The 21,372-nt window shown below is 44.1% G+C and carries 22 protein-coding genes and 1 pseudogene; 12 read left to right on the top strand and 11 right to left on the bottom strand.

Annotated features, from left to right (window positions below; all coding sequences use genetic code 11):
- Nucleotides 1-42: 42 nt before the first annotated feature.
- Together DCH402_RS08040 and DCH402_RS08035 are read right to left on the bottom strand one after the other, a co-directional pair.
- Nucleotides 43-420 (bottom strand): DUF1330 domain-containing protein, encoded by a 378-nt coding sequence (locus DCH402_RS08040; protein WP_012885294.1) that lies wholly within the window; start codon nt 418-420, stop codon nt 43-45.
- A 190-nt stretch (nt 421-610) separates the two neighbouring features.
- Nucleotides 611-1,504, bottom strand: coding sequence for a LysR family transcriptional regulator (locus DCH402_RS08035; RefSeq protein WP_012885295.1), 894 nt, complete (start codon nt 1,502-1,504; stop codon nt 611-613).
- Nucleotides 1,505-1,988: 484 nt separating this feature from the next.
- On the opposite strand from DCH402_RS08035, the gene DCH402_RS08030 reads away from it, so the two are divergent.
- Both DCH402_RS08030 and DCH402_RS08025 read left to right on the top strand, forming a co-directional pair.
- A complete protein-coding gene (locus tag DCH402_RS08030; RefSeq protein ID WP_040003497.1) occupies nt 1,989-2,684 on the top strand; it encodes a heavy metal response regulator transcription factor in 696 nt (231 codons plus the stop codon).
- 8 nt (nt 2,685-2,692) lie between these two features.
- A complete protein-coding gene (locus tag DCH402_RS08025; RefSeq protein ID WP_012885297.1) occupies nt 2,693-4,081 on the top strand; it encodes a heavy metal sensor histidine kinase in 1,389 nt (462 codons plus the stop codon).
- Nucleotides 4,082-4,172: 91 nt separating this feature from the next.
- Here the strand turns inward: DCH402_RS08025 and bhsA are convergent, their stop codons facing one another.
- Complete coding sequence (bhsA, locus tag DCH402_RS21175) at nt 4,173-4,427, bottom strand: multiple stress resistance protein BhsA (RefSeq protein ID WP_071604683.1); 255 nt, start codon at nt 4,425-4,427, stop codon at nt 4,173-4,175.
- Between the two features lie 305 nt (nt 4,428-4,732).
- Between bhsA and DCH402_RS08020 the strand changes: the two genes are divergently transcribed.
- The 3 genes from DCH402_RS08020 (at nt 4,733) to DCH402_RS08010 (ending at nt 7,329) form a co-directional block, all read left to right on the top strand.
- Nucleotides 4,733-5,857: an alpha/beta hydrolase gene (locus tag DCH402_RS08020; RefSeq protein WP_012885299.1), complete on the top strand. Its 1,125-nt coding sequence runs from the start codon at nt 4,733-4,735 to the stop codon at nt 5,855-5,857.
- Between the two features lie 105 nt (nt 5,858-5,962).
- Complete coding sequence (locus DCH402_RS08015; RefSeq protein ID WP_012885300.1) at nt 5,963-6,622, top strand: flavodoxin; 660 nt, start codon at nt 5,963-5,965, stop codon at nt 6,620-6,622.
- 20 nt (nt 6,623-6,642) lie between these two features.
- The gene (locus tag DCH402_RS08010) at nt 6,643-7,329 is read left to right on the top strand and encodes a DUF4405 domain-containing protein (RefSeq protein ID WP_012885301.1); all 687 of its coding nucleotides are present in this window, start codon (nt 6,643-6,645) and stop codon (nt 7,327-7,329) included.
- A gap of 141 nt (nt 7,330-7,470) precedes the next feature.
- On the opposite strand, the gene DCH402_RS08005 is transcribed toward DCH402_RS08010, so the two are convergent.
- From DCH402_RS08005 to DCH402_RS07985, 5 genes are all read right to left on the bottom strand, one after another.
- Nucleotides 7,471-8,214, bottom strand: coding sequence for an NAD(P)H-dependent oxidoreductase (locus DCH402_RS08005; RefSeq protein ID WP_081642147.1), 744 nt, complete (start codon nt 8,212-8,214; stop codon nt 7,471-7,473).
- Between the two features lie 24 nt (nt 8,215-8,238).
- Nucleotides 8,239-9,000, bottom strand: a complete 762-nt coding sequence (locus tag DCH402_RS08000; RefSeq protein ID WP_040000630.1) for an SDR family NAD(P)-dependent oxidoreductase — start codon at nt 8,998-9,000, stop codon at nt 8,239-8,241.
- 203 nt (nt 9,001-9,203) lie between these two features.
- On the bottom strand, nt 9,204-10,346 hold the full coding sequence (locus tag DCH402_RS07995; RefSeq protein ID WP_012885304.1) for an NADH-dependent flavin oxidoreductase: 1,143 nt from the start codon (nt 10,344-10,346) through the stop codon (nt 9,204-9,206).
- A gap of 286 nt (nt 10,347-10,632) precedes the next feature.
- Nucleotides 10,633-11,271, bottom strand: coding sequence for a flavodoxin family protein (locus DCH402_RS07990; RefSeq protein ID WP_040000629.1), 639 nt, complete (start codon nt 11,269-11,271; stop codon nt 10,633-10,635).
- A gap of 137 nt (nt 11,272-11,408) precedes the next feature.
- Entirely contained in the window at nt 11,409-12,422 is a 1,014-nt protein-coding gene (locus DCH402_RS07985; RefSeq protein WP_012885306.1) for a zinc-dependent alcohol dehydrogenase family protein, read from the bottom strand.
- 350 nt (nt 12,423-12,772) lie between these two features.
- Between DCH402_RS07985 and DCH402_RS07980 the strand changes: the two genes are divergently transcribed.
- On the top strand, nt 12,773-13,768 hold the full coding sequence (locus DCH402_RS07980) for an aldo/keto reductase (RefSeq protein ID WP_040000628.1): 996 nt from the start codon (nt 12,773-12,775) through the stop codon (nt 13,766-13,768).
- A 126-nt stretch (nt 13,769-13,894) separates the two neighbouring features.
- Here the strand turns inward: DCH402_RS07980 and DCH402_RS07975 are convergent, their stop codons facing one another.
- Together DCH402_RS07975 and DCH402_RS07970 are read right to left on the bottom strand one after the other, a co-directional pair.
- Nucleotides 13,895-14,572 carry an FMN-dependent NADH-azoreductase gene (locus DCH402_RS07975; RefSeq protein ID WP_012885308.1) on the bottom strand — a complete coding sequence of 226 codons (678 nt, stop codon included), beginning with the start codon at nt 14,570-14,572 and terminating at the stop codon, nt 13,895-13,897.
- A gap of 311 nt (nt 14,573-14,883) precedes the next feature.
- Nucleotides 14,884-15,476, bottom strand: a pseudogene (locus tag DCH402_RS07970) (NAD(P)H-dependent oxidoreductase).
- A gap of 218 nt (nt 15,477-15,694) precedes the next feature.
- On the opposite strand from DCH402_RS07970, the gene DCH402_RS07965 reads away from it, so the two are divergent.
- From DCH402_RS07965 to DCH402_RS21170, 5 genes are all read left to right on the top strand, one after another.
- The gene (locus DCH402_RS07965; protein ID WP_012885310.1) at nt 15,695-16,597 is read left to right on the top strand and encodes an AraC family transcriptional regulator; all 903 of its coding nucleotides are present in this window, start codon (nt 15,695-15,697) and stop codon (nt 16,595-16,597) included.
- Between the two features lie 679 nt (nt 16,598-17,276).
- Nucleotides 17,277-18,191, top strand: a complete 915-nt coding sequence (locus DCH402_RS07960) for a hypothetical protein (RefSeq protein ID WP_012885311.1) — start codon at nt 17,277-17,279, stop codon at nt 18,189-18,191.
- 152 nt (nt 18,192-18,343) lie between these two features.
- Complete coding sequence (locus DCH402_RS07955; RefSeq protein WP_012885312.1) at nt 18,344-18,538, top strand: AlpA family transcriptional regulator; 195 nt, start codon at nt 18,344-18,346, stop codon at nt 18,536-18,538.
- A 14-nt stretch (nt 18,539-18,552) separates the two neighbouring features.
- On the top strand, nt 18,553-19,137 hold the full coding sequence (locus tag DCH402_RS07950) for a DUF2857 domain-containing protein (protein WP_012885313.1): 585 nt from the start codon (nt 18,553-18,555) through the stop codon (nt 19,135-19,137).
- The gene (locus DCH402_RS21170; protein ID WP_012885314.1) at nt 19,127-19,330 is read left to right on the top strand and encodes a TraR/DksA family transcriptional regulator; all 204 of its coding nucleotides are present in this window, start codon (nt 19,127-19,129) and stop codon (nt 19,328-19,330) included. Before DCH402_RS07950 ends, DCH402_RS21170 begins: the two co-directional genes overlap by 11 nt.
- Before the next feature lie 175 nt (nt 19,331-19,505).
- On the opposite strand, the gene DCH402_RS07940 is transcribed toward DCH402_RS21170, so the two are convergent.
- Nucleotides 19,506-20,357, bottom strand: coding sequence for a LysR family transcriptional regulator (locus tag DCH402_RS07940; RefSeq protein WP_012885315.1), 852 nt, complete (start codon nt 20,355-20,357; stop codon nt 19,506-19,508).
- A 100-nt stretch (nt 20,358-20,457) separates the two neighbouring features.
- On the opposite strand from DCH402_RS07940, the gene DCH402_RS07935 reads away from it, so the two are divergent.
- The gene (locus DCH402_RS07935; protein ID WP_012885316.1) at nt 20,458-21,321 is read left to right on the top strand and encodes a DMT family transporter; all 864 of its coding nucleotides are present in this window, start codon (nt 20,458-20,460) and stop codon (nt 21,319-21,321) included.
- Nucleotides 21,322-21,372: the final 51 nt, after the last annotated feature.

Below are 21,372 nucleotides of genomic sequence, written 5' to 3'. Positions count from 1 at the left end.
TCTAAACGTGAGTTGCCGTTAAACCATGGAGGCAATTGCCTTCTATTGTTTCGGCGGCACGAATCCTTCAGTAAGGATTACGGAACCTTCCGTCGATGCAATGCGAAATTTCTTGGCTGCGGTATATTCAGGGGAATTATAAAAGCGCTGTGCATCTGCAAGACTCGGGAATTCAGCAATGGCCATGACTGATTTTGGATGCCCTTCCACAGCGATTGCATTTAAATTAAAGACAGTCACGGTACCATTATATTTCGGTGCCAACGATCCGGCTGCATCCATATACTTCTGGAAACCAGCCTGATCTTTAATATCATAATTTGCGATCATATATCCGCGTGGTTGAATCTCTTGTGCGTGTCCCATGGCAGAAAATACCAAACTCATAGCAGCAATCGCACCGATAAAACATTTTTTCATTATATAAACTCCCCAGTGTGGTTATTGATGCGACGAAAATAGGTCGTCGGTAGTCGTAAATTGAGGAGAGAATAACCGGAAAAAATCGGCTCGATTAGAGGCAATAATTTGCATGCACTTAGAAAGGAATTTTATGAATAGGCCACAGTACGCAGATTCACAACCTAGTTAACTGAGAGTTCATACTCTACTAGCCTTTGTAGCGAAGTGTATCAATCAGAAGGGCGAAGGCTGGTGTATGTTGTTTTCTGCTGGGGTAGTAAAGATGGTAACCTGAGACAGGTGGACACCAGTCTTCCAATACTCGGATTAAACGCCCCGCAGTAATATGCTGAATAACATGGCTTTCGAAAGTGTAAACGAGACCCAATCCGCTTAGCGCCGCATCTTCCAACATTTCGTTATCGTTGATAATCAACGGCCCATTAACCCGCACCTCCAGCGCATCCCCCTCCTTCTCAAACTCCCAAGCATAAATACCGCCGCCTGAACTCTGCCGGTAGCTGATGCAGCGGTGCTCACTCAACTCACGTGGCGTCTTGGGGGTATTTCGTGCAGCAAAGTAGGACGCAGAACCAACAACGGCCATACGAATATCAGGGCTGATCTTGACTGCGATCATGTCTTTGTGCACCTGCTCTCCCATGCGAATACCAGCGTCAAACCGACCAGCAACAATATCAGTCAGACCTTCGTTAACACTGATCTCGACCATGATATCTGGGTAATCGTGTAAGAATGGAGTCAGTGCTGGCAGGAGTACCGTTCTGGCGGCATGTCGAAACGTGGTGATACGGATAGTCCCTGCGGGCTTGCCTCGCTGGGAACTGAGGGCCGCAATTTCATGGTTGATATGTTCAAATGCTGGTTTTAACGCATGGAGTAGTCGCTCCCCTGCATCCGTTAGCGATAAGCTACGGGTGGTTCGGGAGAGTAGGCGTGTATCAAGACGCTGCTCAAGCATGCGTACTGTGTAGCTCAGTGCCGACTGTGACAGTCCAAGTTTTGCAGCTGCTCGCGTAAAGCTACCCTCTTCAGCTACAGCAATAAAGACGGCAAAATCACTAAAATCACCTTTTTTCATTGAAACATCCTACCTCAGTAAGCCGACATGATGATCTACACTGAAACAAAAATTTTAGGTATATCAAATTTTGTATATTTTATTGTAAATTGTGCCATATTCTCAATTGCATTCAAAAATAAATAGGCTCATAGAAAAGACATTATAATCAATCATCTAAAAGATTGGTTTTATCTCTTTTCATTATTCTCATGATTCACTAGGTTCTGTTGAAATAGGCAATAATTAAATCAAATCTGGCAATGCGATTCCTTTTTATCACCGCATACTGTTACATCATCAGCTACTGAATATTCTCTCGTTTCAGAGCAAATCATTATCTGCCTGCAACAGGAAGTCACCCTCTTACCTTTACTTGAATTGGGTACATCTTAACCTGGCTGTCATAAATGTCAGGGGACAGTCAGGCTGGCGTTGGATTGAGGCATTTATACTGTGGAAAAACGCAGATAGGTGCAAAAATAACATGATAGAGACAGGTAACATGCGATTACTACTGGTTGAAGATGAGGAGAAAACCTCATCTTATATCTACCGAGCGCTAAGCGAACTAGGCTATATGGTCGATATAGCTGCCGACGGGATAGAAGGTTTACATCTCGCGGTTCAGTACGACTATGACGCCATAATTCTGGACGTTATGCTGCCGGGAAAAGATGGATACTCAGTACTGGAAGGATTACGCCTCCATAAACAAACACCAGTGCTAATGCTATCAGCTCGCGGCTCAGTCGATGAGCGCGTGAAAGGATTACGGCATGGGGCTGACGATTATTTGTCAAAGCCCTTTTCTTTAATTGAGCTTGTCGCTCGGATTCAGGCGCTACTGCGTCGCCGAGTCAGTGACGGTGCAGATGTCACACAGCTACATATCGATGATATGCATCTCGATCTTCTGGCAAGACGCGTAACTCGTGCAGGGCAACGTCTGGAACTGACAGCTAAAGAATTCGCGTTACTGAGCCTGCTAGCACGACATCAAGGCGAGATTCTGTCGAAAATGATGATTGCCGAGCAGGTATGGGATATGAATTTCGATAGCGATGCCAATGTGGTAGAGGTGGCTGTCAAGCGACTTAGAGCCAAAGTGGACGCCCCCTATACAGTAAAACTGCTCCATACCGTCCGGGGAATGGGATACGTGCTGGAAAATCGCCCCACGCCTCAAGCTGATAAATGAGCAGAACCATGACGAAACTCTCTATATCCATCCGCCTGGCGTTGATGTTCGCCTTGGCTGCTATGGTGATCGTTTCCGGCTACGCCGTCCTACTCCACAACTCTTTGCATGAATCGTTGCGTAACCAAATGCATAAAGAGTTGCAATTTCGCCACTCGCTAATCGCCCCCTATTTAACCTCGCTAACCACGCCAAAAGACTGGCAAATGATTCAGGCTAAATTCGACAATCTCATTCAAGTCGAAGGTGGGAAAGCACAATATTGGATCCTCAGTGAGGATCCCCGCTATCGCATAGGTTCCCCACTCCCAAGTGGCGTCAATTGGGCACAATTAAAAAGTGGTTTTACCAAAATGCCCGACAACGAAGATACCCGCTCATTTTACCTATTGATTACCGATATCCCCTCGCGTGATGAACGTCCAGCTCTGCGTTCCGCAGTAGCGATTGATTCCACCCCTTACTTGGGTACGCTAAACGAATTTACTCGAGTATTAATCATTATCACCGTGGTAGGTGTACTGTTAGTTGCGGTGTTGGGTTTCGTTATTGCGCGTATTGGCATGCGGCCAGTTAACTACCTAAGCAGACAGGCACATACCCTTGCCCCTGGAGACAATAGCCGTCGCCTTGATACCGTAGCTCTCCCAGTTGAACTGCAAAAACTCGCAACCTCATTCAACGGTGTTCTTGCCCGTCAGGAGGTAGCCTGGAAACAGCTAGAAAGTTTTAACGCTGATGTCGCCCACGAATTACGGACACCACTAACCAATCTTATTGGCCAAACTCAACTTGGACTATCGCGAGAGCGTACCTCCCGCGAGTGGGAGGATTTACTCCAGTCTAACCTCGAAGAACTTGAGCGAATGACCTCGATTGTCAATGACATGCTATTTCTTTCTCATGCTCAGGCTGGCCAGTTTGCGAAGCAATTAACTAAAATATCTCTACGCGAGGAAACGTTAAAAACTGCGGAATACGTGGAACCTTCCTTTGCCGAAAAAGCACTCACCCTCCGTATTGATGGTGACGTATTGGTTCAAGTCGATCGTAGACTTTTTCATCGTTCCCTCGCCAATTTATTAGAAAATAGCGCACGGCACGCTCCAGAAAACAGCGAAGTAACAGTAACAATTGAAAAGATTGGTGAGTTGGCTTATATAGCCGTCGCTAACGTAGGCGAGCCTATTGCAGATACGCATTTGAAACGTCTGTTTGAACGTTTTTATCGTGTAGACGCCTCCCGTTCGCGCAGCGATATGCATCATGGACTGGGCCTCTCGATCGTCCGCGCTATCTCGTTAATGCATCACGGGGATGTATTTGCTAAAAGCAAAGATGGCATCAATACATTCGGTTTTTCTCTATCCATTGCTCCACACGAAAAAGAGAAGTAAAAGAGATTTTACATTGTAAGCACCAACAATATAAAGGCGATAACTAATTTCATCGCCTTTATATTATACATTTTTAATAGAGATATACGAACTATCGATAAATGACTGCCACGCCATGTAGTCTATTATCGCCATGGGCAGAAATAATTCTGTAAGCACTAGCCCCAGCCTTACTTGCTTTATCAGCAACTTCATTCTCCAGATCATCCAGCGTAGAAGCGCTACGCACTGAAACAACGCCAATCTTTGTTAAGCCCTCATCCGAGGTCACGCTCTTAGCAGCAAAGGCACTGGTTGAAATAGAGAGAATGACACATGCAGAAAGGATACTTTTAATACGATTCATATAACCACCTTAATAAATTCACTATTCCAGGAAAACCTATTTAACGCAGCCATAATATGATCGCGTACCTGACATACGTATGACCATCCGATAACATTTTTGTCAGGAAGAAAAAATATTATTTTTTTATAAAATCGCTTATCAGTATAAATTCTGACAGCTATGTCAGCCAAATGTCAGCATCTCGACCCTATCAATGGATTACCATTAATTCATGGGGGGCGCATTCATCGCTCTTCTACCGAATACAGTTACCAAGGTAATAATGCGATCAAATTTACGAATATTGTACAACGGAGTTTACTATGAACGATAAAGCATTTAACGAGCAAAGACGTAAGTTTCTGGGTACATCCGCGCTGGTAGTCTCTGGCGTTGCAATGGGGGGAAGCATGTTGATGCCTTCTTTAGCCTCAGCTGCATCCGCAAAATCTACGGCCTCAGCTTCCCCACGTGCGACAGTAACAGTGCCTACCGTGATTGGATACGCCAACGAGAAAGGTCTTACCATCGATCGTGTTACTTATTCCAACAGAAATACACAGACAAATATCGTTGCGAATCTATTCAAACCTGCTGATTTTGATAAGAATAAAAGATACGCAGCCATTGTTGTTACTCACCCGATCGGCGGAGTAAAAGAACAAACTGCCGGCCTTTATGCCCAAAAATTGGCCGAACAGGGCTTTGTCACACTCGCGTACGATGCTTCCTATCAGGGAGAGAGCGGTGGTGAACCCTATCTGATGGAATTACCATCCGCCCGTGTGGACGACATCAGTTGTTCCATCGATTTTCTCAGCACCCTTCCCTATGTTGATGCAGATCGTATCGGTTCACTCGGTATATGCGGCGGCGGCGGATATGTATTAAACGCGGCTCAGACTGAACAACGCGTCAAAGCAGTTGCTACTGTCAGCGCCGCTGACATTGGCGATCTACGGCGAAACGGTCTTGCAAATTCCCGCACCTACGAGCAACGCATGAAACTTCTGAAAGAAGCCTCAGAGCAAAGAACTCGCGAAGCACGGGGAGAACCTATCCGCCTTACCGCAGCAGTGCCGGAATCAACAAAAGATTTCACTGACAGCACACCTGTTATGTACAAAGAGGGCTATGAATACTACCGTACAGCGCGGGCCCAACACCCGAATGCGCCCGCTCGTTCCGTGTTCTCAAGCCTTCCCGCCCAGATGGCATATTACGCATTTGAACAACTTGAAACGATTTCACCACGCCCCGCGCTGATGATCGCTGGTGACAAAGCAGATAGCCTGTATTTTAGCGAGCTTGCTTATCAGAAAACGCAGGAACCTAAGGAACTCTTCCTCGTTCCGGGGGCAAGCCATATTGATATGTATGATAAACCACAATACGTTACACCAGCTGTCACAAAGTTGACGGCCTTTTACCAAAAATATTTAGCGTAAATTGAACATTGCCACACCAGGAAAAAACCGCCCACTGTCTACACTCCAGTGGGCGCAGCACATAAGTATCAACGTAAATTCCATGCATACTATGAGGATTACTGTATGAGAAATTCCACTTTGCGACTCATTACCGTACGGTTATTTATTTTTCTGGCAATGTGCGTCAGCAGTTTAACGGCTATCGCCGCCCCACAGAGTCAGGAAGGAAAGCGTATTTTAGTAGTCTATTTTTCTCAGCCTGAAGATGTCAAGTTAGAAGGCGTTGATGGCGTGTCTGGGGCTAGCGTATTACAGAAAAATAACGAGAAACTCGGTAGCACGCAATATATTGCTCAGCTCATTCAAAAGCAAACTGGCGGAGACCTATTTCGTATCGAAACAGTGAATCCTTACCCTTTGCAGCATGACCCTTTATTACAATATGCTGAAAAAGAACAAAAAGAAAATGCACGTCCAGCAATGAAAGCAAAGATTGAAAATCTTAATAATTATGACACGGTATTTATTGGTTACCCCATTTGGTGGTACAAAATGCCGATGGTGTTATACAGCTTCTTAGAACAACACGACCTACGTGGAAAAACCATCATTCCCTTTACAACGCATGGCGGTAGCCGTTTCTCAGACTCACTTAGTGAAATTGCACGCCTTCAACCGAATGCCAAACTCATTACTCAAGGACTCACGATTTCAAGAAACGATGTGACGGATGATGAGACAGTAACAGACGTTACCAATTGGCTGGATAAGTTGCCTCAATAACAGAAATCGCAGGGTAGTAAATGAAAGCAAAATATAAATTCCAGGTCATTCAAGATACGGTGATGCTGTTAATTTTGTTATCACTGATGGGGTTTCATTTATGGGGTGAAAATATACATGAATGGCTTGGTGTTATTTTTTTCTTTATTATTTTATTGCATAACGGTTTAAATAGCCATTGGTTCCAAAAACTCTTTCAAGGGGAATATTCGGCACTCCGTTTCCTACAAGTATCGGTGAATATTCTCTTAATGTTGATTTTACTTTCCGCAATACTGAGTGGAATAATGCTATCACGGCATGTCTTACCTGACTTGCCGATCCATAGCACATCAGATCTTGTCAGGAAAATACACATGACCAGTGTACATTGGGGGCAGGTTATTATTGCCCTGCATTTAGGTTTGCATTGGAAAATGTTAGCTAATTTTTTCTGCAAGATATGGAGTATTTCACCTATTTCATTATTCGCCACAAAAATAATGCCACTTATTTTTATTGTGATATCAATATACGGCCTTTATACCTTTATTTATCGAGACATGTTGCCATATTTATTGATTCAGGTGGATTTTGCCTTCTTCAACTTTGAAGAGTCGAAAGCAATATTTTATTGGGATTTTTTTGCTGTCATCATTTTTTTCTCTTACCTGACAAGATATTTATTATGGCTATTTTTGTTTAGAGAAAAGCCTACAGGAGGATAATAATGGAAGGATATACCTTCTTGGAATATGTTACACAACAGTATTAAATCGCGAAAAAAAAGATATAATATCAAGTCACTGATTTTGTCAGTGACTTGATTTTTTTACTCTAAAAAAACAGGCTTATTTTGACACATAAAACTACAAGGTCGCCAACTGCTTTTTCAATTGTTCCATATCACGGCTAACTTGCGGAGCTCTCATTACATCATAAGAGCCGAATATAGGCAGAATTTCAAAACCGCAAAATTTATAAACGGATGTGGTCGCAGAAAATAGATCCTCGAGAGAGCGCCCTGCATGCAACTTTTGATTCTTGTCGTTAAATGCTTCTTTTGGCGAATTCATTGTCAAGGATAACAGGAATTTTTTACCCTGCAATTTCCCACCGCTACCGTACTGCCTACTCGGATCATCTGATGTCCGCCCATCCCCCGATATAAAACTTTGCTGTATCATACCTGCGGTGAACACTTCATCGACATACTTTTTATAGATCCAAGGCGCTCCGAACCAGAACATCGGTGACTGAGTAATAACAATATCTGCCCAAAGATGCTTTTGCACTTCCTCATCAATATTGTAACCCTGCTCGATATAAGTTTCCCGTACCTCGTACCCCTTGTTCTTCATCTCATCCTTGATCAAGGCCGTGAACGTATTATTAAGCTTTCCCTCGCTAATACCGGGATATTTTTGATGTGCGTTGATCACAAGAACATTCTGTTTCGTGCTTTGTGGGGCAGCAACGGCACTATCTACAAAGCCAGGTAACAGTGCCGCCGCAGTTACAATGAGCCCCATATTAATGAATGTGCGGCGCTCATATCCCGCGATATTACCCACATCCTTATCTTCATCATCTTTGAACGGTGGATTACTCATTTGGATAGTTCCTATAAGAAAGAGTTAGGCTTGATCGGTAGGCATGATCCACAGCTCACTGACAGATGTATGGCGTGGTCGTGTAACCATATAAGCGACGCCTTCGGCTATATCTTCCGATTGCAGAACCTCGGTAGTCTTATAGAACGTATCGATGCTTTCGCGCATCGGCCCACTATTGTGCGAGCCTAATTCTGTATCGACACCGCCTGGTTCAAGCACACCAACTCGAACATGTTTTTTGGTGATCTCTTGGCGCAACGACTCGGTGAACCCGTTAACACCGAACTTTGTCATGTTGTAAACACCGTAATTCGCCCATGCTACACGGCCAGCAATTGAGGAGATATTTACAATATCGGCAACGCGGCGGAGGCCGTTCTCCGCAGCTTCTAACAAATGAGGCAAAGCCGCATGCGTCATATAGAGCAAACCCTTCTGGTTAATGGCGATCATACGCTCCCATTCATCAGGATCTGCACCAACAATAGGGCCGAGCAACATCAGCCCTGCATTGTTGACCAAAATATCCAGATGTCCAAATCGATCGATCACCTGTTGGACCGCCGCTTCTGCTTGTCCACGGTCAGTTATATCTGCAGGAATGGCAAATGCAGTCCCACCAACCTCTTCAATCTGTCTAACAAGCGCTTCCAACCTTTCTTGTCGGCGGGCAACCAGTGCAACTGATGCTCCCTGTGCAGCAAGAACCAAAGCAGTGGCATGACCGATTCCACTACTCGCCCCCGTCACAAGGGCGGCGGTACCGTTAAGTGTTGATGTCATGAATATATCCTCAGTGAATTATGAAACAGAGCGTTAAACATCACCATGCGAAAGCGATGAAGATAGCTTGCGGTGAACATCAGCCTGATCGAGAAGCATCTGGGCCTTATTCTCAAAAGCCTGTACAGCATCAGCGCCAGCCGCAAAGCGAATGGGAGTGTCGATATTTAATTAATCGATCGTGCATCTATTGCCTAAATATTCTACTTTGCGTTTTTAATGTCGAACCAACCAGGAGTAGCGTCAATCACGTCCCACAACTTACTCGGGATATCGCTGTACGCGATTTTTGACTGGTCTAAAGCGATGTCTATTTCTTCAGAATGTCCCTTTTCTGCCAGCTCTATCCAATCGGGATTAACGACAAGAGTTTTGCCGATCGCCACAAGTGGCAAGCCAAGCTCAAGGGCCTCAGCAGCGTGATTGGGGGTTTTAATCTGCCCAGCGGCAATGACAGGGGCACGTCCATTGATGCGCTCGAGAAGTAGCATCGCTATCGTTTTGTCTTCAGCACTATCTATAGGCAAGGTTTCAAGGATATTTGTGAGTGAAACGTGAATATAGCCAATACCGTGGTTAATTAGCTCATCGATAAGTACATAGGTATCGTCAATTCTCAGTCCCTCCCTATCCGGTTCTTCCGGTGAAAGCCTGTAGCCAAGAATAAACGGTCTAGTAGCATAAGTCTTGATGGCACGTTTTACTTCCTGCACCACGGCCAGCGGGAAACGCAGGCGATTCTCAAGCGATCCGCCCCATTCATCCGTCCGGCGGTTAAATTTTGGTGAAAAGAAATTCTGAATCAGAAAACTATGAGCACCATGCAGTTCAACACCATCAAAACCGGCTTCGATGGCACGACGAGTGGCATCGCCAAAGGCCCTGATGGTCTCTTTGATCTCATCGTGAGTAAGTTGACGCGGCGTAAGCGCCGGCACGCCGAAAGGCCCAGCCTCAGTATTGACCGCGCTAGCACTGACAACATCACCGTTAGGTATCAACTCAGGTATAGCTTTGTTTCCCGCATGAAATAATTGCAAAATCATGGGCGCTCCACCGCTCTTCCCCGCGTCAGCCAACCGCTTCAAACTCGGAATAAAACGATCGTCGTAAGAAGCAAATTCATTGGTGAAACCAATACCGTTTTCCTGAACGTGAGTACAGCCGGTAATGACAAGGCCAACTCCATTTACCCTGCGACGATAGTATGTAATCTCTTCATCAGAGATGCTTCCATCGGTATTACCGGCCCACGTTGTCATGGGAGCCATCACCATACGGTTACGTAGAGTAATTCCGTTGGGGAAAACGAAGGGTTCAAATATTTTATGGAAGTTATTATTCATCGGATTACCTGTTAAAAATAGATTATTCTCGGTCCTATAATCCCACCAATTCATTTCCTCGAATGACTGTACACTGATATCATTCGTGATCATCGCCTTATTTTAAATACCACCTGATATCTGCACAGATGATAATATTTTCGCATCATATAAGTACGAAAAAAAATACGCTGTAAAAAACCGATTATTTCCTAAATTAATAAGTCCATTCATGAAAATAGTAAATGCAGCGTAACGTTTTATAACTTAAAAAAGGGATATTCATCCGCAGAGAGGAAGCGAATAATTACAGTGATGTGGCATGCTGGTATTCACGTATCTGATCTCTGACGTCCTCAATCAATTCTTCACGACTCTTCTGCCAATAAATACGTCCGCGACGCAGGAAGATATGGTGCACGAGATGACCGCCGTGAGCCGCCACCCGCACCGCAAAAGCATCCGTCTCTTCTTGTTTGAATCGGCTATTACCCGTGGTAACAAGCACAACTTGTTTTCCCGTAAGATCTGTCTGCTCAACATAAGCCCAGAGAGGTGTTGCAGGGCGGAACATCCAGGTCGGTGCAACCAGAAAAATTCGCTTAACTGGCGCTAACCCGATAGATTCCACAACGATTTTGGGGAGAATTTCCTTACTTGCATCCGATACAGCATTTCTTTGCCCTGCCATATCGAGAGTATATTCAGCATATATACGAGCAATCGGGGCATTAAATGTCTGGGCAATTTCACGCGCCACAGCCTCAGAATGCCCTGAACGAGAATAGTAGACGACTGCAACGGCACGATTTGATTCCCCAGCAGGCGCATAAACAGGGCTTGGAACATAAGTCCGATCCTTTACGACCATAACGATAAAAGGGATACTCCCAGCAACCAAGGCCAACACCGCTGCATAAACAAACATGCTTTTCTTCCAGCTCACCTTGCTTACCTCTATATAGGCACAGACTAACGGGTTAATCTGCGAAACTGATAGGTGATAAACCGATTTGCAACAACCAGTACACAGCAGCGTGAACGATCAGTGGAATAGTTTTGCCGCTCTACGTCGGTCTGCTTCTAAGAACATCTTATGACGACTTTTCCGAAATGTGCTCTGCTGTCAAGATGAACAAAAGCCTTCTTAGCTTCCTCAAAATCAAAAATGCGGTCGATAACTGGTTTAATACCGGCCATCTCGATCACACGCACGAGATCCTTAAATGCTTCACGGCTACCAACTGAAATATGCCGTAATGTCGCACCGCTCATAAACATATTGATGTAGTCTACGCCCGCGCCCCCAGAACTCACGAAACCAACAAGGGCTATTTCGCCGCCGGGACGGATTGCACGTAGACTTTCCGCTATTGTGCCTGGCCCACCCACTTCCACAATACGATCCACACCTTGCCCGTTAAACAAATCCCGCACACGATCTCCCCAGCGCGGTTCTTCGCGGTAGTTAATAACCTGATCGGCTCCAAGCTCACGTAAACGTTTAGCTTTCTCCGTACTGGATGTCGTCGCAATAACAGAAGCGCCAGCAGCCTTAGCAAGCTGAAGCGCAAAGATAGAGACACCACCTGTTCCTTGAATCAAGACTGTATCACCACAGCGAATAGGAGAACCGTCGGTAAGTGCGCTCCATGCTGTTAATGCAGCACAAGGCAAAGTAGCAGCCTCTTCATAGGAAAGATTATTTGGTATACGAACGAGTGATTCCTGGTTGACGACTTTCTGCTCAACCAGCCAACCATCAGACACACTGCCATAACCATAATGGAAGAGATTAGTCGGCATATGCCCTGCGAACCAACGAGGGTGGAACGTCCCCATTACCCGATCTCCGACGTTAAAATAATCAACCCCCTCCCCAATGGCAATAACTTCACCGGCTCCATCGCTTGTTGGGATCAATCCCTTTAAATGAGGAGCGGGATACTGACCGCGAAGGATTGCGATATCTCTAAAATTCAGTGATACAGCATGAATGCGAACTAATACCTCACCTTGTTGTGGTTGTGGGATGCTCTCCTGTTGTACATGCAGGTCATCAATACTTGTGAAATTATCTAAACGATATGCTTTCATGTAATGTTTCTCACCCTCATCCTTAAATACATAACCATACGTGGACCACACCAAAAATTATTGCCTAATATGTCACATTAATTGCCTAATCCAATCATTACTGTAATAAGGGATTTGAGAATGCTTTTTATTTTTCAGTTCGCAACTACAATGATGCCAGCGATAGCAAAGATTAAGAGAGATATTAATTTTAATAAATCGGATTTATAAATAGGATTTATAACAGAATGCAATATTCTCTATCTAGTTTCACCTTTCAAATTGAGCCAAGATGATACACATCGATTATCTACGAATAACATGATTGGTTTAACGTAAAAACTACCCGCGACATAGTAAAATGGTGAAAAATGAAAAAACGTTTATTGGGCAAAAATGGGCTGGAAGTGTCTACCTTAGGGCTAGGCTGCATGGGGTTAAACCATGCTTACGGAACAGCAATAGATAAGCAACAGGCCATCAGCCTCATCCGAAGTGCATTCGATCAAGGTGTCACCTTCTTCGATACGGCGGAGGTTTATGGACCATTCACTAATGAGGTGCTCGTCGGTGAAGCGCTTGCGCCAATCCGTGACAGCGTCGTAATTGCAACCAAATTCGGTTTCGATATTGATCAAGATACGGGCTATCGCCACGGTACACTAAACAGCCGCCCCGAACACATCAGGCTCGTTGTTGAAGCATCTTTAAAGCGACTGAAAACCGATAGCATTGATCTACTTTATCAGCATCGCGTTGATCCAAACGTACCGATAGAAGATGTCGCTGGCACAGTTAAAGATCTGGTTATTGAAGGAAAGGTCAAACATTTTGGCCTTTCTGAACCCGGGGTCCAAACAATCCGTCGCGCCCATGCTGTCTATCCTGTAGCTGCGGTTCAGAGTGAGTATTCACTGTTTTATCGGGGTGTTGAAAATGAAATATTACCAGTCCTTGAAGAACTCGGCATTGGTTTCGTTCCTTTCAGTCCATTAGGCGCAGGTTTTCTCACAGGAAAGATCGATGAGAATACGGCATTTGAAAACTCAGATTTTCGCGTTGCGGTTCCTCGTTTTTCATCTGAAGCCCGCAAAGCTAACGCCACTCTAGTGGACGTTTTAAAAACGCTTTCACAGCGTAAAGGGATAACGCCAGCCCAATTATCGCTAGCTTGGTTGCTTGCTCAAAAACCATGGATTGTTCCTATACCCGGCACTACAAAGCCACATAGGCTGGAAGAAAATCTGGGCTCGGTCAACGTTGAACTTTCTGCTGAAAACAAGATCGAAATCGATGAAGCATTATCAACAATATCAGTTGTCGGAGAACGTCTGCCAGAAAGTGGAATGAAAATGGTAGGTCTGTAAAGCCGCGGTACCTTCAAAATATAGTAAAACAATTTGGCCGCAACAGATTTTGCGGCCAAATTGTTTGTATCATGCTGAAAATACGTTTATCTCCATGCTCTCGGCGAAGAGATAATTTCAGTCCCTTCAGACCCCGCGTGCCGCCAATAGGTTATTCGCCAGATCAGCAGTGCGCGACAGGGCACTCTGTAGGGAATGGGATAAAGCGTCTCCCCCCTCAGATTGATGTTCAACAGCAATGCAATGGATCTCATTGATGCCAATAAAACCCAGAGCTGTCTTTATCGCAGGGTCAAGATGATTCATATGTGCATATTCTCCCCCCGGATCCATTCCATGATCACCGCGTGAAGATAAAAGTACAACCGGTAGTGGCCGTTCAGAAAAGGCACCAGTGAAAGGATGTCCAGGAACATCGGGAGTATAAAACAGTGTCCGCCCCAACCGAACAATGTTATCTATCCACGCTTTCAGGCTAGATGGCATACCAAAATTGTACATAGGAACCCCCAGAACCAACACATCGGCCCAGAGTAATTCATCGACGAGTTCATTACTTTTTCCCAATACGCGATCGACTTCTACCGGCTCAAGACCCGAACCGAATCCAGCCTCAATCCAGGAATGGTTTATATGATCGGGTGGTTGCAGCCCCACATCACGATAACGAACGGCAGCATCAGGCTGGCGTGATAACCAATACTTTACGAAATCGTGGGTCAAGCGGCGGCTGTAAGAACCATGTAAATCAATTCCGCCTAAACCCGGGCGCGCACTGGCATCAATATGCAGAATTTTTGTCATCTTTTTATCCTTTTCGATAACATTAAATATTTAGCAGGAATTCTGCTATCAGAGTATATTGAGTCAATTAATTTCTATTTATCAATAAATAATGGGTTATTGTAAGAATTGGCACAAAAGATTACTGACTAAAGAGATATTAATATTATCTCCTCGATTAACACTGCTTAATCACGAGGAGACGACATTATAGATTAAAACCAGATATATCCATTTATTTAAAATAGCTATTAATAGATTTAAGAATTGTACCGTCTAGGTTTTTTAGCTCTTTTAAAACATAACGGATGGTAATCAACCAGATATCTATTTTAGGAAAAAACATATGCCAAATGTTCTTTCAGTCTTTCGATATCTTTCTCGATCTCAGGAGCTTTCATTACATCAAAACACGAAAATGACGGCACTGGTTCGACACCGCAAAACTTGTAATTGACCGTATTGTAAGCGAACACATCATCCACCGATTTTCCGGAAAATAAGATCTGTTCTTTGTCATCAAAGGCCTCTTTCGGGGCATTCCACGTCAGCGAAAGCATGTACTGTTTACCTTGCATTTCCCCCCCGAACCATATTGCCGACTTGGATCTTTCCGCGTTCTGCCATCATCCACCAGGAAACACTGTTGCATAAGACCAGCAGTAAAGACTTCATCGACATACTTTTTATAAATCCAAGGTGTGCTGAACCAGTACACGGGAGATTGGGTGATAATAATGTCAGCCCAAAGATGTTTCTCAACCTCTTCATTAATATCATAGCCTCGTTCTATATCGGTGAGTTTCACCGTGTAACCGCGCTTTTCCATTGCCTCTTGAATCACGCTAATTAACGCCTTGTTTAAACTCCCTGACGAAATGCCTTCATAGAACTGATGTGCGTTGATGATCAATACGTTCTTCATAATGTTTCCTGCGTTTGATTGCCTTAAGAGACGTGCGAAAGACAGCATTTGTAGGCAGATAGTATGGCTCGGTGAGTGAAACTCACGCTTGCCAGATATGATTGATTTTTTGCCTAATTCGATTAACCGCTATCAATATCGGCAATATATTTACAGAACAATGTTAGACTTTTCATTACTGAACATATCGGAAAATCTTACTAAAAGGGGAGGAGCAGATGCTAGCTCAAAACGGCAGTGAAAGATTGGCACTATTGGTAGCCAAGATGGCAACTATCGATGGTGATTACGAAACAGCAATCCCTGCACTCTCACTTTATCGCAGAAGCGCCGCCACCGCACCCATGCCTTGTATCTACGGGCTGGGGCTAGGCATTACCGTTCAAGGTGGGAAACGGGTAACTCTGGGGGATAAAATCTTCGACTATGGGCCAGGTCAATCCCTTGTCACCTCTGTCGATTTGCCGGTTGTCTCCCATGTTACCAAAGCCAGTACAGATGAGCCCTATCTGGGAATTCGTCTGAATCTGGATGCCCGGCTTATCTCCCAACTAGTGGCCGATATGGATTTTTCCCATACAGCAAAAACGTGTAGCACCAGTGCAATATCGGTAGTTGAACTTGATGAGAGCCTTTTGGAAGCCATCTGTCGGCTTATTCGACTATTGAATGACCATACGTTACTTCCTCACATCGCCCCTTTAATTCAGCAGGAGATAACCGCGCGGTTACTACACGGACAACATGGCCCAACATTGCGACATCTAGTCACACAGGGATCACCCGGGCAGCAAATTGCCAAAGTTCTGTCATGGCTGAAGCTAAATTTCACCCAGGACTTATCGATGGAGGAATTGGCCGCCAAAGCATATATGAGCCCTTCGGCCTTTCGCCAGCACTTCCGATCGCTGACAGATATGAGTCCCTTGCAATATTTAAAGAACTTGCGATTACAGGAAGCTCGACAGTTGATGATGAACGAAAGTCTTGATGCAAGCAGCGCTGCCGTTCGTGTCGGATATGAAAGCGCATCCCAGTTCAGCCGTGAATATACCCGACTGTTTGGCTCACCTCCGCTCCGAGATATGAAAAAATTAAGGAAATATTCCTCAAGCAAATAAAAATGGGGCACCCCAATGTGTAGATAGATATCAGCTACATACTAACTGACCCAAGTCGAGAGATTTTGGTGTTTAGATTATTGTCAGTTCCATCTTAATAGGACTTAGAATTTTAAGCGCCCTTGAGCCAGTAATGGCTCGAAAGCGTGACGTTTATCCTCAGAATACGGATATTTGGTTTTCAGTATCAGCGCATCACTACACTAAACAACATCAGTATATTTCAGATATAGATGTAAAATGATGATATCCAGAATGGCTTCCAAATCTTCACTGACGAGGGTCGCCTGTATTTCCTAACTCCATCATGAACTCAGCCAGCCTAAAAAAATTAAATAAGTTCCAAAAATTCGTTGAACTTGCTAATTTACACCCCTCGATGGAAAGTTAACGAAGGGGATTTTAAAATAATCAACAGCACTGTAGCCAATTTATAAAAACAGGATCACCACGTCTAGATTCATTGTGAAATAGCACATGAGTAGGCAAAAAACTCACTCATGAAATAAAAATCACAAGAAAAAATATAATTAAATAATTTATCGAAAAAATACAACTATGACTATCAAAACCGATCACCTATCCGGAAATTTATTAGAGACTAACATATGCCATAAAATACTAAAAAGAGAAAGGATCTTCAGGTAATAGATTGCCGTCATATAAATGGAGATTGATCATGACAATAAAAAATAGAAAAATAAATATCACGAAAAATAATCACAACTGGATTACGATACCAGAGGCAATAGTTATAGCGACGAAGACAAGAAAATCACAATTAACAGAAGCTGACATTTATCGCTATGCTTTATATGGATACATCAACCTTTCTATCTATTTTCAATCTCAAGTAATCTTACGAGAAATAAAGTTTTCAAATGCTAAAGTAAAACTTAAAACTATAGGAAGCAACCTGATTAACCAGCTATGCATTCTAGAAAAAAACTGCTTTATCAATAATAGAAGATTAATCGTCATCACCGGAGGAGAATATATTCACTTCAAGCAAAAAGTAATTGATACCACGCTTGTCGGATATGAATACATACTAATTCAACGTTTATTGGCTAGGTCCCTCGGTATCCCACTACCGGTAGTCGGAGAAAATAATATTAACTATGGCCTTACCGTCAACATTGACGATTGCCATTTTCAAATATTTGAAAAAATCAGATATCGTGAAAGGATAAGACTGCAACTCATGAAACTCCCTAAGAATATTGCATTGCATGTTACTGAAAAAAAACCATACCAAAAAACGAATCAATACAGCCATAGTGAATATTTCCCGATTCATGATTTACCAGAAGATGCTTGTTTTGTCATCAGACAGGCCGAGTTTGACAAATTACTTAGTATACATGCCAAAAACGATATTTCCGAAACATCCTCGACGCGTATATCTACACCATTATCTAGACTGTTTTGGCTTGCCTGTAAAAATAATGAGTCTATAAGACCACTAATAAGACAACCTTATAAACTTCTATCCATCTTTGAACAGTGGGCATCAGCCGAAGGCATGACCGACCGGTTCAGCGGCGATACGTTAAAAACGGCGCTTGAACGCGGTTCTCCTACGTCCATTTAGGGCCCAGTTAAAATGAAACTACATACTTCAATCTAAAAACCCGTATTAAGGATTGTGGTGTCCGTAATGCGGGCTCATCAACTTTCCCTCCTCCCCTATCTGTGTTTTTTTACCCACTCCGGGCATATCCCATTTCTGCACTGGAGGTATTTATGACATCTCATCAGTTATTACGGCTGAAACAAGTGGAAGTAAAAACCGGACTAAAGCGCTCACAAATCTACCTGTACATGAAAGAGGGAACCTTTCCTTCTTCAATAAAGATTGGGCCTGCTAGCGTAGCCTGGCTCGAATCTGAAATTGACGGATGGATTAACCTCAAGTTAGCTAACCGCTTAACGCGTTGAAGGGAGGCGTACCTATGTTCCCCTCACTGAATTATGCAGTATTAACAAATGCCCTTGCCGCCCTCAAGGAAGGCAACTTTCGTTATTGTGAAACGTTAGGATTCACATTCGACGAATTGAATACCCTCAATCAGCTGTCCCTCGACGAACTATTCATCGTCATCCGTGCATCCACACAGTTTATGTCGTTCTCTGTCCATCACGAAACTTTACAACAGATCCTGACGTTTTCACGTGAGGAGGCACACCATCAGCAACAGATTAATCGGGCAATAAAATTGAGAGGGTCTATTGCGCTCCTGAATCACTTTTTCGGCCTCACCTCAAATGAGATCTGTACTCGTCGCCGGTTGCTGGGTGTCACCATCCCTTATGGCCGAACGCCTATCCCTGATGAAACTATCGATGCCGAAATCTGGCTGTCATGGCAAAAGAACCGTCATGAAAACCTTGATACTTCTGAAGCGCTGGAAGCGATGATGCAGGTCACTGAATCATTGTCCTCGCGGGAAAAAGGGCCTTCCCTCACCGCCGTCTGGAACCACATCACCCTTTGTGAGAAAGAAGCACTGAACAGGAGGACATCGCATGCCAGATGAGATAGACCGTGATCAGGAGTTTAATGAGCAGCGTCTGGAGGAAATGATTGAACAGAGTCGTTTCAAACCAGCAACCACGCCCTCATTACATTATTGCCGATTGTGCGGTGAACCCATTTCCGAAAAGCGGAGGGAAACTCTTCCGGGCGTGACAACCTGCACAGAATGCCAAACCATTCTTGAACGTCGCTAATACTGATAATATGAAAATACACGTGCAGAAACGTTATATTATCTGCACGTTTTCATTATTTTAATAAATCATTATGCATATTGTGGAGTGGTAATATGCAAAGTTATTTAGATAAGACCTTACAATCAGCTGCGAGCGAAAAACGGACCATCACCAGCAATCAGTAACATTTTTCTTATCTGAACATATCGATCACTACATCAGTCAGGCGGCTGGCAGGATGGTCATCTAAACAGTGGTGACCTTTGACGATTGCGACATCCAGTACTGGTAATTTTGGCAGTTTCTCGCTATTGATGATTTTCATACCCTCCGGAACACTGCACTGAGTAAGAATGGCTAAAGCAAGCCCACTTTTGGCAACAGCTATCTGGCCTGCAATGTACGGACTGTTGTACATAATTCGGCATCCCTGCGTCACCTGTTCAAGACTGCTTATGATTTTTTTTCTGGCCTCACTACCGAATTCATACATTGCTACAGGCAGCGGGGCATCATCGATCGCGTCCTCGGGAAAATAGCCGACCCATACAAGCGGTTCGTGGGACAGAAAATGACCTCGGTCTGGGACGTCGCGGGTAATGATGGCCACATCCAGCGTCCCGGCATCAATTTTGGGCAACAGCAAAGATGAAGGTTCACATAACAGGTTAAGCTCAACAGCAGGATAATGTTGTGAGAAGAACGTGAGAATCTCAGACAGATATGCGGAGGCGTAATCATCAGGTATGCCAAAGCTGACCTTACCGCAAAGTTCAGAACGCCTTATTGCAGATTTCGTCTGAGAATGAAGAAGAAGTAGTTTTTCTGCATAGCTTAGTAACTCGTACCCGGCAGTTGTTAATGAAAGTTTCTTCGAATCCCGGCTGAATAATCTGACGGCAAGAACATCCTCAAGTTTGCGAATATGCATGCTGATAGCGGACTGAGAGCGACAAAGCTGTTCTGCAGCAACTGTCATTGAGCCCTTTTTAACCACAGTCAGGAAGGTTCGCAACCATTGGATTTCTAAATCTCCATCGTTCATAAATGCCTTACCTATCTGTTTATCGAATGGTTAGTTGCCAAATTATTCGTTTTTTTTGCGGAATCATTCAATGTTAATTTGGCACTAGGAGGTAGTACCATTGGAAAAAATTAAATTATCTGCCGGTGTTCATCTTTGCACCATGCTGTTCGGCTTATCGGCTGTTCTCGCTAAACAACTTACTGTTTCTGCATCGTCCATTGTTGCTGGACGAGCCTTTTTTGCGACCCTCACGCTACTGCTTGTATTGGTTTGTACCAGATCATATACCCTCAATAGTCTGACGCGAAAAGATTGGTTTCATTACCTGATGAATGGTGTACTGCTTGCCTTACACTGGGTGTGTTTTTTCACCGGGGTTGAACGAGGAGGTGTTGCTGTTGGCACACTTGGATTCGCCTGTTTTCCTATCTTTGTTTCAGTATTTGGATGGTGCATTTTCCGTTCATATGTCGGATGGCGTGATGTGCTGGCAATGTTTCTGATTGCAGCCGGACTTATTGTTATTTCTCCGAATATCGTGGTAGGAGGAAGCGACCGCAATGCGCTGCTCTGGGCACTAGCGGCCGGGGCCTCCTATGCCATTATTGTTCTGTATAATAACCATGCGAAAACGAGTGGAACCCCTCTGCAGTCATCCTTTATTCAGTGTATGTTTTGCGCCATAGTGGTAACCCCAATGGGCGCAGGAGGGATTATGCAGGCGGATTTTTCATCCCTTCTTCACATCATCTTTATTGGCGTGGTTTGCACTGGAGTGGCTTACAGCATGCTGACGTATGTTCTACGTTATGTGGATGCAGGAAAAGCTGCGGTTATTATATCTCTTGAACCTGTTTGGGCGATTACGTTCAGTATCGTGTGGTTTGGCACTGCGCCAGATACCAGAACATTACTTGGCGGTAGCGTGATAGTTGTAGCCGTCATTGTAAGTGCACTGCCCCAACGTGGCAGAACCACTTGATTTATCGAACATGTTAATAATATGAGAAACGGCTTTTGGTAACGATCTTTT

The sequence above is a fragment of the Dickeya chrysanthemi NCPPB 402 genome (assembly GCF_000406105.1).
Lineage (GTDB): Bacteria > Pseudomonadota > Gammaproteobacteria > Enterobacterales > Enterobacteriaceae > Dickeya > Dickeya chrysanthemi.
This window is presented reverse-complemented; position numbering and strand designations above follow the sequence as displayed.